The following is a 14164-nucleotide window of genomic DNA, read 5'->3' as shown; positions in this document are numbered from 1 at the left end:
AAAAAGCAGGGCGATTGCCCTGCTTCTGATTTGATTAGCTTTGCTTTTCCTGCCACTCGGCGTGTCTTTGTTCCACACGCTTTTTCACGTCTCGCCACTTTTCAGCGCTTTGCAGGTCGCGCACCGAGAACTGATGCTTCTTCGCCAGTGATGAAGCCTGCGGTACGTCAATGATTGGCAGGTTGTCTAAGGCCTCAATTGATGACTGGCGGTTGTTGCATAGCAGCAGCATATCACAGCCAGCAGCCAGTGCTTGCTGACAGCGCTCTGCCGGGCCGCCCATGACCGTCGCCCCTTCCATGCTCAAGTCATCAGAGAACACAATGCCTTTAAAGCCCAGTTGTTCCCTAAGCACTTTCTTCAGCCAGTAAGGCGACCCACTGGCTGGCACGTCATCATAGTGCGGATAGATAACATGCGCTGGCATCATAGCATCCAATACGCCTGCTTCGATTTGCGCGGTAAATATTGCCATGTCCTGTTCGAAAAGATTGTCACGCTCATCTTTCGGGCTTTCGAAATGTGAATCGGCAAGCACGGCACCATGGCCTGGGAAGTGTTTACCCGTTGTGGCCATACCCGCGTCTTTCATACCAGCCATAAACGCGGTTGAGAACTGGATTACCGTATCATTGTCCTCGCCGAATGCGCGGCTGCCAATCGCTTTGCAGTCAAAGCCACGATCCAACACCGGCGCAAAACTCAGGTCAATGTCATGGGCCATCAGTTCGGCAGCCATCAACCAGCCAGCTTCCTTCGCCAAAGTCAGGCCATCTTCCATCTGTGCGTAAGACTGCGCAGGTGGAATGATGGTGAAGTGCTCGCGAAATCGCTGAACACGGCCACCTTCCTGATCAACACCAATCAAAATAGGGCGTTTAGCCGCTTTACGAACGGACTCTGTCAGTGCTGCCAGCTGACGACTGTCGTGGTAATTACGAGCGAAAAGGATCAAGCCACCAACGCTTGGGTGTTGTAATAACTCACGCTCTTCCGCGTCCAGCTCACACCCTTCAAGATCAAGCCACAATGGCCCCATGGGTCACTCCTGTTTGAATTTCGTTTTAAGCTGGCAACATATTACGCTGACACGCACACTCTAGAAAGCCTGACACCAAATTTTGGTGCTGGGAATTGCAATCCTATGAGAAACTTAGCGATTGAAACCGTTAAAAAAGAGAGGCGAGTAAATCATGTACATCGGCATAATGTCTGGCACCAGTTTGGACGGTATTGATATGGTCGCCGCCTCTTTTTCTGACCAGAGCGTCACCTTGCATCATCAGGCTGAGTATCCCTTTCCTGAAACGCTCAAGGAAAAGCTCATCGCACTGAGCCAAGGCGTGCCAGTCACGCTGGAAGAAATTGGCACCATCGACCATTTCCTCGGTAAAACGTATGCCGAAGCGGTCAATCGCTTTCTAACCGAAAACTCGTTGAAATCAGAAGACATCACAGCCATTGGTTGTCATGGCCAGACGGTATTTCATAAACCCACAGGGCCAATGCCATTCACCATGCAGCTTGGCGATGCCAATATCATTGCAGCGCTGACAGGCATTACGACGGTTGCTGATTTCCGACGCAAAGACATGGCGCTCGGAGGTCAAGGCGCACCTCTTGTTCCTGCCTTTCACCAGTTTCTGTTTGGCACTGATTCCACCACCAAAGTGGTGCTGAACATTGGTGGCATCGCCAATATCTCAGTGCTTGCACCTAACCAAAGCGTCGTCGGTTTTGACACGGGGCCAGGCAACATGCTGATGGACAGTTGGATAAGCGAACACCAAGGCAAACCGTATGATAAAGACGGCGCTTGGGCGGCGAGTGGAGCCGTCAATCCGGCACTGCTGAATCAAATGCTCAGCGAAGGATATTTTGCTCAGCCTGCCCCAAAAAGCACAGGACGGGAGCTGTTCCATCGGGGATGGCTGGAGGCTCAACTCAACGCTTTCAATCAGCCATTGAGTCCTGAAGATGTACAAGCGACGCTACTCGCTTTCACGGTGCAATCTATCGCCAATGACGTGGCTCGCTATGGACAAGGTGAACTTCTGGTTTGTGGTGGTGGCGCCAGAAACAAAGCCTTGATGAAAGGCCTTCAAGTGGCATTACCTGATTGGCAGGTTATGACAACGGACGATAAGGGCGTTAATGGCGATTCGCTGGAAGCGTTGGCTTTTGCGTGGTTGGCACACCAAGCCTTAGAAGGAAAGCCGGGGAACTTACCCGATGTAACTGGCGCAAGCCGACTTTGCAGACTTGGCGCGATTTACTATCCCGATTAGGGCCTGTTGACCCTACCCCGGCTGGGTACCATACCTGTTAGGGCGTTTCACCGACACAGGCATATTCAGGCTGGTGCGCTTCAGATAAAGCAGGTATTGGCTGAAACTGAGTGGTCTCGAGTAGTGGTAACCCTGTGCGATATCGACACCGTAACGCTTCAATACCGAAGCGGTTTCCAAATCCTCCACCCCTTCAGCGACCACCATTAACCCAAGCGACTTTGCCATTTCCGTGGTCGCACGGACAATATTCTGTTTGCGAGGGCTATTAGTCAGTGAATTGATAAAGCTACGGTCAATCTTAAGCTCCGTAAACGGTAGCTGAGAAAGATAAGTCAATGACGAGTAGCCAGTGCCGTAATCATCAATCGAGACTTCAATGTCGTATTGGGACAGGCGATCAATCACTTCATGCAATCTGTCATAGTCTGACACCATGGTAGATTCTGTCAGCTCCAGTGACAGCGTACCCGTTGGTACATGGTATTGCTCTGCAATGTCCGCGATTTTGTCGACCAAATTAGGAATCGCGATATCAGATGCACTCACGTTAATAGAGAGGCGTCGGCTGAAACCCAGTTCGATCAGTTTGCTCTGCTGGTAGAACGCCCGTTTAATCACCCAAAGCGTCAAGTTGTTGATAAGCCCTACTTCTTCAGCCAGTTTCACAAACACTTCCGGTGACACCTGACCAAACTTGGGATGCTCCCAACGCAAAAGCACTTCTGAGCCATGTATGGACCCCGTGCGAAGATCAATCTGAGGCTGGTGATACAAATCCAGCTCGTCGTTTTCGATGGCGCGCTTCAAATCAGACACCAGCGACATATTCATGGTGCGGTTAAAGCTATTGAGCGAGTCATAAGCGTTGAATCGCTTGTCGGAAGGAGAAGTCTCCGCCACTGCCTGCATCGCTTTACGCAGCAACACATCTGTTGTCGCACCGTCTTTTGGAAACTCACTGGAACCTATCGTTCCTTGTGTGCGGATGCTGAGGTCGCTCAATTCGACGTAATGATCCACCTCATCCATCGCGCTCGACAGTAACAGATCGATCTTTTCCTTGTTGGTCGATAGAACCACAAAGCCAAACAACCCTTCTTTGATGCAGGCAATTCTGTGTTTGTCTCTATACCTCCCTTCCAGCACTTTAACAGCGTCACAGTTAAGCGCTGCATGTAAGCGGTTACACACTTCGCCAACAAAATACTGTTTTTGCTTCACGGACATGTAAGGAGAAAGAGAATTAAAGCGATCAATTTGGAAGCAGCAAAGCGTGAACTCATTATTGCGATCGATAAGTTGATCGACCACAAGCGACAAGACGTTCACGTTCGGCGAGGACGAGAGCGTGTCATGAGTGAGCTGATAAACAGACTCTTCTCTTTGTTGGCGAAAACGTTCGGCTAGCGCCATTGCCATCAACATGGCAGTCAGCACATGTCCCATCATAAAGGCATATCGGTTTGCCAACGTGTATTCAATATTTCCCGTGACCAGCAAAGGAGGAAAGACCCCGGCAATCACCAAAGGTATCCAAGAAAAAGTAAACATTGGGCTCCATTTCTTTGCCACGGCCCAACGTCGCCACACCAGCACACCAATCAGCGCATAAAAGACAGGTTGTATAGCAATCAAAAACGTCGCCGATACGTACTCAGGGATGACAAACGAAATCATCGTCAAACCCAACAGCACCATCAATGCGTAGTTCACAACCTGCCTCAACAGACTCTGTACTTTGTGAACACGCAAATAAAGATGCGCAAACAATAGAGAAAGTAAGAACAAACAGAACGTCAGTCCCACCGTGTTATTACTGAAGAAAATCTGTATTGCCGGAGGAAAAAGGTAAATTCCGAAACCATGAACTGCGCCCAGCAATACCATGCTCACACCAACATATCCGGCATAAACCAGATAGACCCGCTCTCGCAGTGAAACATATACAGCAAAGGTGTATACACCCACGGCCAACATGATCGCGGCAAAGCCCCCCCAAACTGTATGAAGAAGTTGGGTCAGAGTATGATAATCATGTTGCTCCATCAACCAGATTGGCATCGCTGGAAACCCTTCGGAGTAGACGTGCAAATACAACACCGAACGTTCAAAGCCGTCCATCATAAAGTTAACGGCAGGTGGCATGTCACCAAGGGTATAACCTCGCTCGATACTGTCACCCAATCGCCAGCGGTTAATCTCTTTGCCTTCGTGATTGAATTGGTAAATGTTGAGACGATCGATCATCGGCGTATCGAAATAAAGCGTGAGGTGGCGATGTTCAGATTCTAGATTCTGGACATCGACTTTTACCCAATAGGATTTACTCCCAAGCTCCCATGGGATCTGATTGGGATTCTCAACATAACGGAAGATAGCTGACTCATGGACATAACTGAGAATATGGCTGTTTGTGTTATCAATGAAGTAACCATAACTCACATCAACACTGTCCGGATTAGATGTCAGGGTCGGAAAAAGACCTGCAAAGCGAGAGCCACTGAGCATGCCGAGAATGACGACAAAAAGCGTCGCCGCAACCCACAACGTGCGGTTAGAGATTAGGGGCTGAAATTTCATTCATTCTCCCGGCTACATTGAATTCTTGATAGATAAGTGGAATTCGGGAAAGCAAGAGAGCTTCGTTCTAGTCATACGCCAACCAATGTGCAGCCCTTCTTATCATGTGAGGCTGCTGAAAATTCCTACAATGACATGTTTCAATCTAGATACGGATGACTACTTTTTCAAACATCAGGGTGCTTTAAAGCATAAATATTACTGATAATTTGCTGTTGAACGATGTAAGTGTGATTTTGAGCAAATGAATGACACTAGAACATTTGTTCACAGGGAGAAAACTTCGTAGACTCTGAGGCTGAATTTCCGCCGCAGGATGACGTCATGACCACGACACGAACGTTAAGCAGCAACTTTGAGAGCTTGCTTGACGACACTAACCTCCTCACTGAGATTGCCATTCTCTATTACCAACAGAATACGACGCAGGAAGAGATCTCAAAGAAATTTGGTATCAGCCGTGCCAAAGTCAGCCGTCTGCTGCGTCGTGCACGCGAAGAAGGCATCGTAGAAATTTCTGTTAAGTTCCACCCGGTGCACAGCGCACAACTGGAACAAAGGCTGATGGAAAAGTTCAGCCTCAAGCGCGCCCTGATTGCTCTTGATCAGCCAAGCGTTCAGGAGCAACGCAACCAAGTCGCGACGCTGGTTTCTTCCTTTATTGATGGTAACTTGCAAGAAGGTATGGTTGTCGCGGTAGGGCAAGGACAAAACGTCGCTGCCGTTGCAGATCATCCCGGCATTGTCTCTCATCGTAACGCCCGATTTGTATGTGCAATTGGTGGCACACATCGTAGCGGCGATATCATCAATGCAGACCATATCTGCCGCCGTCTCGCCAAGAAGTTTGGCGGCAGCAGCGAAACCCTCTATGCACCGGCTTATGTTGATACCCCGGAAATCCGTGATGTCTTCCTAAGTCACCCAAATATCAATGAGACGCTAAACCAGGCACGCAAAGCCGAATTTGCTTTGGTGGGTATCGGTGACATGGACGAGAACAGCCACATGGTGAAACTGGGCTGCTTCTCTGCGCGTGAATTCGTTGAAGCACGTGTGAACGATGGTATTGTCGGTGATATTGGTGGATTTGATTTCTTCAAACTGGATGGAAGCCGCGCCAACACCCTGATGCGTGACCGTGTTGTCGGGCTTGAAATGCGGGACTTGAGACTGATCCCAAATGTCATTGCCATGGCTAGTGAAAGTCGCAAAGCTTTGTCTATTCTCGGTGCATTGAAAACAGGCACGATAGATGTGCTGGCAACCAGCGCAAGCTGTGCCATGGCACTGCTGAACATGGTCGATAATGAAGGATGATTTTGACGCGCCAAAATCAACACTGGTCAAGGATCCAACAGCACATCAACAGATCTCGTCATAAGCAAACGTTTCTATGAGATCCCAGTGAGGTTTATCAGATCTGAGCGTTGACTTTATCGCACAAAAACACAAATATGACCCAATCATTTGCTCAGGTGTGTTGCATTTGTTCATTCAACGTCTACCCCGATGCTTTGAATGGCCAACAAAAGCACTTCTGAGCCCCCTACTAGATACAACAAAAGGTTTAAAAGATGAGCACTAAATTGGAACAATTACGCAAGCTCACAACCGTGGTTGCTGACACGGGTGATATCGATGCGATCGCCAAATACCAGCCGCAAGACGCGACAACAAACCCTTCTCTTATCCTGAAAGCTGCTGAAATCCCACAATATGCACCGCTGATTGAAGAAGCGATTGCCTACGCAAAAGCGAAAAGCCAAGACGTTGAACAACAACTGGCTGATGCGGGCGACCGTCTGGCAGTCAACATTGGTAAAGAAATCCTGAAAGTGATTCCTGGCCGCATCTCTACAGAAGTAGATGCCCGCCTTTCTTACGATTTCGAAGGCAGCGTAGCGAAAGCACGTAAACTGATCAGCATGTACAACGAAGCAGGTATCAGCAACGACCGCATCCTGATCAAGCTGGCGTCTACCTGGGAAGGTATCCGTGCTGCAGAAGTGCTGGAAAAAGAAGGCATCAACTGTAACCTGACTCTGCTGTTCTCTTTCGCACAGGCGCGTGCATGTGCTGAAGCGGGTGTATACCTGATCTCACCTTTCGTTGGTCGCATTATGGACTGGTACAAAGCGAAAGAAGGCCGTGATTTCGAAGCAGCAGAAGACCCAGGCGTATTGTCAGTATCCAGCATCTACAACTACTACAAAGAGCATGGCTACGAAACGGTGGTAATGGGTGCAAGCTTCCGCAACACAGGCGAAATTCTGGAACTGGCTGGCTGTGACCGTCTAACCATCAGCCCGCAACTGCTACAAGAGCTGTCTGACGCAGAAGGCGAAGTGGTTCAGAAACTACACGACGACGTGGAAGTGAAAGATCGCCCAGCACCAATGACTCATGCTGAGTTCCTGTGGGATCACAACCAAGATGCCATGGCAGTTGAAAAACTGGCCGAAGGTATCCGCAATTTCGCGGTTGACCAAGGCAAACTGGAAGACATGATTCGCGGTATGCTGTAACCGACAAAACAGAATTACTCAGAGCGGCTATTGCCGCTCTCTTATTTCCTATATCATTCGCTTGATTGAAATCCGCTCTGAACATAATTCAACAAGGTAAGCCCAAGATGGAACGTAAAACCCTTGCCAATGCGATCCGTGCTCTCAGCATGGACGGCGTACAACAAGCCAACTCTGGTCACCCAGGTGCCCCAATGGGCATGGCGGACATCGCCGAAGTCCTGTGGCGCGACCACATGAACCACAACCCACAAAACCCTGAGTGGGCAGACCGCGACCGCTTCGTGCTGTCAAACGGTCACGGCTCTATGCTGATTTACTCCCTGCTGCACCTGACCGGTTACGATCTGTCTATCGACGATCTGAAAAACTTCCGTCAACTGCACTCGAAAACCCCAGGCCACCCTGAGTATGGCTACGCGCCAGGTGTAGAAACAACTACTGGTCCTCTGGGTCAAGGCATCACCAACGCTGTGGGTATGGCGATTGCGGAAAGAGCACTGGCAGCTCAGTTCAACCGTGAAGGCCACGACATCGTTGACCACAACACTTATACGTTCCTGGGCGACGGCTGTCTGATGGAAGGTATCTCTCACGAAGCGTGTTCACTGGCAGGCACCCTGGGTCTGGGCAAACTGATCGCGTTCTGGGATGACAACGGCATCTCCATCGACGGTCACGTTGAAGGCTGGTTCACTGACGACACACCTAAGCGTTTCGAATCTTACGGCTGGCACGTTATCCCAGCCGTTGACGGCCACGACGCTGACGCGATTAACGCAGCCATTGAAGCGGCGAAAGCAGAAACCGGTCGTCCGACTCTGATTTGTACCAAAACCATCATCGGTTTCGGTTCACCAAACAAAGCGGGCTCCCACGACTGTCACGGTGCTCCTCTGGGCGCAGACGAAATCAAAGCGGCACGTGAGTTCCTGGGCTGGGAACACCCTGCGTTTGAAATTCCAGCTGACGTCTACGGTCAGTGGGACGCAAAAGAAGCAGGCGCAGCAAAAGAAGCGGCTTGGAACGAGAAGCTGGCTGCGTATGAAGCTGCACACCCAGAGCTGGCGGCAGAGTTCAAACGCCGTGTAAACGGCGACCTGCCTGCAGAGTGGGAAGAAAAAGCCAACCAAATCATTGCCGACCTGCAAGCGAACCCAGCGAATATTGCTTCACGTAAAGCATCTCAAAACGCGTTGGAAGCGTTTGGTGCGATGCTACCTGAATTCATGGGTGGCTCAGCTGACCTGGCGCCTTCAAACCTGACCATGTGGTCTGGCTCAAAAGCCCTGACCGGCGAAGATGCATCTGGCAACTACATCCACTACGGTGTACGCGAGTTCGGTATGACCGCGATCATCAACGGTATCGCCCTGCACGGTGGTTTCGTCCCATACGGTGCGACCTTCCTGATGTTCATGGAATATGCACGTAACGCGATGCGTATGGCAGCACTGATGAAAGTGCAGAACATTCAGGTTTACACTCACGACTCTATCGGTCTGGGTGAAGACGGCCCGACGCACCAGCCGGTTGAGCAAATCGCTTCCCTGCGCCTGACACCAAACATGAGCACATGGCGTCCATGTGATCAGGTAGAATCTGCAGTCGCGTGGAAACTGGCGATTGAGCGTAAAGACGGCCCAAGCTCGCTGATCTTCTCGCGTCAGAACCTAGCTCAACAAGAGCGTGACGCCGAGCAAGTGGCAAACATCGCCAAGGGTGGTTACATCCTGAAAGATTGTGTGGGCAAACCAGAGCTTATCCTGATTGCTACCGGTTCAGAAGTTGAACTGGCAGTTGAAGCAGCAGCACAGCTGACGGCAGAAGGCAAAGCGGTTCGCGTGGTGTCTATCCCATCGACTGACGTGTTCGACAAGCAAGATGCGGCATACCGTGAAGCGGTACTGCCATCAGACGTGACAGCACGTGTCGCTATCGAAGCAGGCATTGCGGACTTCTGGTACAAGTACGTGGGCTTTGACGGTCGCATCATCGGTATGCACACCTTCGGTGAATCTGCGCCGGCGGGTGAGCTGTTCAAGATGTTCGGCTTCACCACGGAAAACGTGGTTGAGACAGCAAAAGAACTGCTGGCATAAGCACCCAATCAACACTGAAAACCCGCCAACTGGCGGGTTTTTTATTGCCTATTTCTTTTATAAACACTCAATAACCAACTGAAATTATCAAGTACTTTCATACTGATACATTGCTTTAGCTCCCACTGAACAAACAAAACTTTCCCACCCTACAAATTTTTGTGCCTCGTCCCATTCGTATCGCCACCTTAGACTGGCAAAAAATCACGAACAAGGAGTGACAGCATGACAACGGACACCAAAACAGCCAGTCAGGAATACATTGAATGGAATGTGGATCTTTCTACGCCAATCACAATAAAAGGTGGCTCACTACCTTTCTCAGACACACCTATGGTCGGCGTAAAACGCATGATGTTTGAACGCCGAGGCGATGAAATTGCCCGACGCGCTACCTCTTGTGTCCGCTATGCACCAGGAAGCTCGTTCAAACCACACAGTCACCCGGGTGGTGAGGAATACATTGTGCTGGAAGGCACATTCTCTGACCAAAATGGCGACTTCACCAAAGGCTGGTATGTGCGCAACCCGGTTGGCTCAACTCACGCCCCTTTTACCAAGGAAGGTTGTGAGATCTTCGTGAAGCTTTCTCAAGTGCCTTCGACCGAACCGGACTACTTCTATCTCAACACCAACGAAGCTGATTGGACATCAGTGTCTGAGTACCATAAAACACTGCCTCTCTGGAATTCAGACCTCGAAGAAACCTCATTAAATCAGTTGAAAGCGGGTTATCAATCCACAGAAGAAACCTTCGACAAGGTCATTGAATACTTTGTTCTCTCTGGCAGTGCAACCATCAATGGTACTCAGTATGAACATCACTCTTGGATGCGCTTCCCCGCTAACACGCCTGTCACGATCGCTACCAATAGCGGCGCGATGATCTACAGAAAAATTGGTGCAGGCGAAGTACGCGTTTAACCCTTCTGCTCAACATATTCATAAAAAACAACAGCCGGAAAACCGGATAAGGAAAAGTCATGTCTTCGGAAAGCAAAATCGCGTTATACGAAACTACGGGTTTCCCGAACCCTGCACGCATTCGAGCAGCGTTGGCTGAAAAAGGATCCTTGAATCAGGTAGAGTTTATCGAGGTTGACGTTATGAACCTTGAACACCGAACCGAAGCGTTTTACGCAATAAACCCTTTGGGAACAGTACCTGTACTTCGTACGCTGGAAGGTGAATATCTTTCAGAGTCTACCGCTATTACCGAGTACATAGATGCTTTGTTTGATGGACCATCTCTCACAGGTAAAACCCCACTTGAGCGTGGCATGATTCACATGATGCAGCGCCGAGCCGAATCCATGGTAATGGATGCTGTGGGTGCCTACTTCCACCATGCTACAGCAGGTTTGGGTCCTGCACTCGAAACTTATCAGTGCAGTGAATGGGGCAATCATCAGAAGCAACGTGCACTAGCCGGTTTTTCGTACTTCAATCAACATCTGGAGCACCACTTGTACGTGGCTGCAGATACATTCTCGATGGCTGATATCACCTTGTTCTACGGTCTCGCATTTGCCGAATTTGCGGGTATTGAAGTCCCAGCGGAACTCACCAACCTAATCGGTTGGAGACAAACCATGTCAGAGCGCGCTTGCTTTTCTGCAAGCTGAAGGAGGTGCGCCATGAAAGTACAACCATTCTTTCATGCTGAGACCGGCTCACTGACGTATGTGGTCTCTGACAGTGGCCTAGCTCTCATCATTGACCCGGTTCTTGACTACAACAATGGCGATATATCGCATTCACACATCGATCACGTACTCGATTACATCAAGAGAAAAGGGCTTGAACTGCGTTACGTCCTAGATACACATATCCATGCAGACCATCTATCGGCATCGCAGTATGTGAAGGCTGCCACAGGCGCAAAAACCGTCATTAGCCACCGGATACGAGAAGTGTTTAATCAATGGAAAAGCAAGTTCGGCTTGGGCAATCTGGCGAACTTTGATTTTCTGGTCAATGGAACCTCAAAAATTCATTTTGGGTCCAAAGTGATCGAAGTGATTGAAACGCCGGGCCACACTCCAGCCTGTGTCACTTACAAAATCGACGACAACGTGTTCGTCGGTGATACACTTTTCGCACCAGATAAAGGGACGTCAAGAGTGGACTTCCCCGGCGGTAGCGCACAGGATTTGTACAACTCCATTCGAAAACTCTATGAACTGCCAAGTGGAACAAACGTTTACCTGTGCCATGATTACCCGCCCCTTGGATCATCACCTACCATGTGCGTGAAGATGGACTGGCAAAAACGCAGGAATATCATGCTCAACCAAAATACCACCATGGGAGAGTATGTTTTTGCAAGAAGCAAAAGGGACGAATCGCTAAAAGTCCCCAAACTATTGAACGTTGCAGTACCGTTTAACCTAACGTTTCAGCTACCAGAGAAATAACCAATAAAAGGGCCGTTTAATAAACGGCCCTTTTTTAGTTTTTATTCGCTCACAGAAGAAAGCAACCAGTCCCTGAAGGACCTAAACTTTCTGTCGTTATCACCCTCTTCATTTTTCCAAACCAGAAAATAGCAAAAGCGAGAGCGAAACTGATATGAGTCACGATCAAAAGGACAAATTAACTCACCTGAAGCCAATTCATCCTCAATCAGTCTACTACGCCCTAAAGCGAGACCATTTCCTCGGCGAGCTAACTCAATAACACTGGCGAAGTCATTGATTTTCAGACCATGTAACTTCGCTGGCAGTGGCGCTCCAACATTATCCGACCATTCCTGCCACGAGGGATACCCACTGCTAGCCGGAACCGAATAATCATGTAAAAGAGGAATACCCTCAAATTCATCAGGTGGTGATCGCTCAAGTCCATATTTTTTGGCAAATTCTGGCGTACACACGGGGAAAATATCTTCGAACATTAAGAGCTGGGCACATAATCCATCCCATTGCCCCAATCCGTAACGTACACCAATATCGATGCCCCTTTCGGCATAGTCCACCAAAGCGACATCAGTTTCGACCTGAATATCGCAATCTTCCTTTTCTAACTGGAAAGCATTGATACGGGAGAGCAGCCATTTCGAGGCAATGGAAGGACTGGCCGAAATCGTGATGGTGTTTTCTTCCGGCTCATCGAAGAGATTACTCAGACCACGGGTGATTAAATCAAAACCACGGTGAATATCGGGGAAAGCGCGTAATGCTTCTTCTGTCAGAGTTAACCTCGTTGAACCCGAGGTCGCACGATTAAACAATCTGATATCAAGCCAGTCTTCAAGTTGCCTGACTTGCTGTCCCACCGCAGCAGGTGTCACATTAAGTTCTTGCGCAGCACCTGCAAAGCTGTGATGCCTTGCGGCAGCTTCAAAGGCTCTAATACCATTAAGATAGGCAATCCTGTTTACCTTGCCTCTAAAAGACTTCTTTTTCGATGCGTCCATCATCAACCCTCAATTGCTCCCACAACATTCCGCGCTTCCACTCAATTGCCACCAAATTTTCGCTCTAAAGCTGATACCAAAAACAGGAGACATCCGAACGCTATAATAATTTGAACAATTTATTCACTTAGTTTAGTAACGAACCCAAGGTTCGTTTCGAAAATTTCCAACACTCATTTGTTTATAAATCAATACACCAATAAATTAGGGAACTAATACTAAATTTCTATACAAGTATCATTAAGCGACTTAGTTCGATACTCATTCCAGTCATAACGAAAAATTCCAACATGAAAGACCGACTAGCCAAAGTCATCCTTTTAATTGATTAATGCGATAGAAAAGAAAGCACTTTCTATCATTGACATACAAACACATTTTAAACACAGAAAAACAAAACCGTTTTAGCCACCTCTAAAGGTAGAGGGATAAACTATAGAGACATTCAAACAAAACACAATCCAACGTTACTCATACTTATTTAATTTATAAGCATTACTCTAGATTCATCAATGATTACTAATAAATACAAAATACCAGCTTAGCAATAACCAAAAAATTCGAGGAAGACAAATATCAACTACAATATCAATATCTTAACCTTCAGTATCAATAGCGAGAAATTTTCAACTAAGGACAATTCACAAAACCAACACCCTCAAACCAACTTTTATCACTAGTTCTTTTTTGGTCATTATTTAAAATTCATTTCATCGAGCCAGTAAAATGACTTTTTAGTGAGACTCGTACTTCCATACTCGCTGATGTATCTTGAGTGTCTGCGCCTCTGAAGACCAGTTATCTGGATTGCATTTAACCATAATTAATTTGGGTGTATCTAATCTGGGAAATGGAAATTTATATGATCATCAAAGGATTTGAAGGAAACGATACAATAACGGGCACGCGGGAGATGAAGACATTTATGGGTATGATTTAATATAAGACTAGTTGAATTTAACTCCATCTAGCACAGAGGAGGCGAGTGCACAGTTATTGGTGGTGGTAACGAAGCGAGTTGGTTACGCGCTTAGCATGAAAGCAGCACTGTCATCGGCGGTAAGCATCACGATGACACCGCTTATATTGGCACTATTTAGCAAATAGCCAAACGACCTGAAGACTGAGGATTCAGCGAGTTTACTAGGGCTGTGATCGCGGCTTCTTTGTAGGGCGTTGTTTCCTAAATCAATGGACTAATCAACGGTATTGCAATCAGATCATCAGAACCTGAAAATGAGTGAC

At 48.2% G+C, this 14164-nt stretch carries 10 protein-coding genes; 7 read left to right on the top strand and 3 right to left on the bottom strand.

The window, feature by feature from the left end:
* Positions 1-34: 34 nt before the first annotated feature.
* Positions 35-1039 carry a beta-N-acetylhexosaminidase gene (gene nagZ, locus D515_RS10645; protein WP_002538357.1) on the bottom strand — a complete coding sequence of 335 codons (1005 nt, stop codon included), beginning with the start codon at positions 1037-1039 and terminating at the stop codon, positions 35-37.
* A gap of 154 nt (positions 1040-1193) precedes the next feature.
* On the opposite strand from nagZ, the gene D515_RS10640 reads away from it, so the two are divergent.
* Positions 1194-2288, top strand: a complete 1095-nt coding sequence (locus D515_RS10640; protein WP_002538356.1) for an anhydro-N-acetylmuramic acid kinase — start codon at positions 1194-1196, stop codon at positions 2286-2288.
* A 12-nt stretch (positions 2289-2300) separates the two neighbouring features.
* On the opposite strand, the gene D515_RS10635 is transcribed toward D515_RS10640, so the two are convergent.
* Complete coding sequence (locus tag D515_RS10635) at positions 2301-4871, bottom strand: EAL domain-containing protein (RefSeq protein ID WP_002538355.1); 2571 nt, start codon at positions 4869-4871, stop codon at positions 2301-2303.
* Positions 4872-5195: 324 nt separating this feature from the next.
* Between D515_RS10635 and D515_RS10630 the strand changes: the two genes are divergently transcribed.
* The 6 genes from D515_RS10630 (at position 5196) to D515_RS10605 (ending at position 11918) form a co-directional block, all read left to right on the top strand.
* Positions 5196-6191: a sugar-binding transcriptional regulator gene (locus tag D515_RS10630; protein WP_002538354.1), complete on the top strand. Its 996-nt coding sequence runs from the start codon at positions 5196-5198 to the stop codon at positions 6189-6191.
* 257 nt (positions 6192-6448) lie between these two features.
* Entirely contained in the window at positions 6449-7399 is a 951-nt protein-coding gene (gene tal, locus D515_RS10625; protein ID WP_002538353.1) for a transaldolase, read from the top strand.
* Positions 7400-7506: 107 nt separating this feature from the next.
* A complete protein-coding gene (tkt, locus tag D515_RS10620; protein ID WP_002538352.1) occupies positions 7507-9501 on the top strand; it encodes a transketolase in 1995 nt (664 codons plus the stop codon).
* Between the two features lie 225 nt (positions 9502-9726).
* The gene (locus D515_RS10615) at positions 9727-10425 is read left to right on the top strand and encodes a cupin domain-containing protein (protein ID WP_002538351.1); all 699 of its coding nucleotides are present in this window, start codon (positions 9727-9729) and stop codon (positions 10423-10425) included.
* 59 nt (positions 10426-10484) lie between these two features.
* A complete protein-coding gene (locus D515_RS10610; protein ID WP_002538350.1) occupies positions 10485-11126 on the top strand; it encodes a glutathione S-transferase family protein in 642 nt (213 codons plus the stop codon).
* A 12-nt stretch (positions 11127-11138) separates the two neighbouring features.
* Positions 11139-11918 (top strand): MBL fold metallo-hydrolase, encoded by a 780-nt coding sequence (locus tag D515_RS10605; RefSeq protein ID WP_002538349.1) that lies wholly within the window; start codon positions 11139-11141, stop codon positions 11916-11918.
* Between the two features lie 41 nt (positions 11919-11959).
* On the opposite strand, the gene D515_RS10600 is transcribed toward D515_RS10605, so the two are convergent.
* The gene (locus D515_RS10600; RefSeq protein WP_039849894.1) at positions 11960-12922 is read right to left on the bottom strand and encodes a LysR substrate-binding domain-containing protein; all 963 of its coding nucleotides are present in this window, start codon (positions 12920-12922) and stop codon (positions 11960-11962) included.
* Positions 12923-14164: the final 1242 nt, after the last annotated feature.

The organism is Grimontia indica (genome assembly GCF_000333895.2).
Classification (GTDB): Bacteria; Pseudomonadota; Gammaproteobacteria; order Enterobacterales; family Vibrionaceae; genus Enterovibrio; species Enterovibrio indicus.
This window is presented reverse-complemented; position numbering and strand designations above follow the sequence as displayed.

Bases quoted from the DNA above. Each gene is read 5' to 3' on its own strand.
- D515_RS10605 (WP_002538349.1), top strand. From the start codon at position 11,139: ATGAAAGTACAACCATTCTTTCATGCTGAGACCGGCTCACTGACGTAT.
- D515_RS10640 (WP_002538356.1), top strand. From the start codon at position 1,194: ATGTACATCGGCATAATGTCTGGCACCAGTTTGGACGGTATTGATATG.
- D515_RS10635 (WP_002538355.1), bottom strand. From the start codon at position 4,871: ATGAAATTTCAGCCCCTAATCTCTAACCGCACGTTGTGGGTTGCGGCG.
- nagZ (WP_002538357.1), bottom strand. From the start codon at position 1,039: ATGGGGCCATTGTGGCTTGATCTTGAAGGGTGTGAGCTGGACGCGGAA.
- D515_RS10630 (WP_002538354.1), top strand. From the start codon at position 5,196: ATGACCACGACACGAACGTTAAGCAGCAACTTTGAGAGCTTGCTTGAC.
- D515_RS10615 (WP_002538351.1), top strand. From the start codon at position 9,727: ATGACAACGGACACCAAAACAGCCAGTCAGGAATACATTGAATGGAAT.
- D515_RS10610 (WP_002538350.1), top strand. From the start codon at position 10,485: ATGTCTTCGGAAAGCAAAATCGCGTTATACGAAACTACGGGTTTCCCG.
- tal (WP_002538353.1), top strand. From the start codon at position 6,449: ATGAGCACTAAATTGGAACAATTACGCAAGCTCACAACCGTGGTTGCT.
- tkt (WP_002538352.1), top strand. From the start codon at position 7,507: ATGGAACGTAAAACCCTTGCCAATGCGATCCGTGCTCTCAGCATGGAC.
- D515_RS10600 (WP_039849894.1), bottom strand. From the start codon at position 12,922: ATGATGGACGCATCGAAAAAGAAGTCTTTTAGAGGCAAGGTAAACAGG.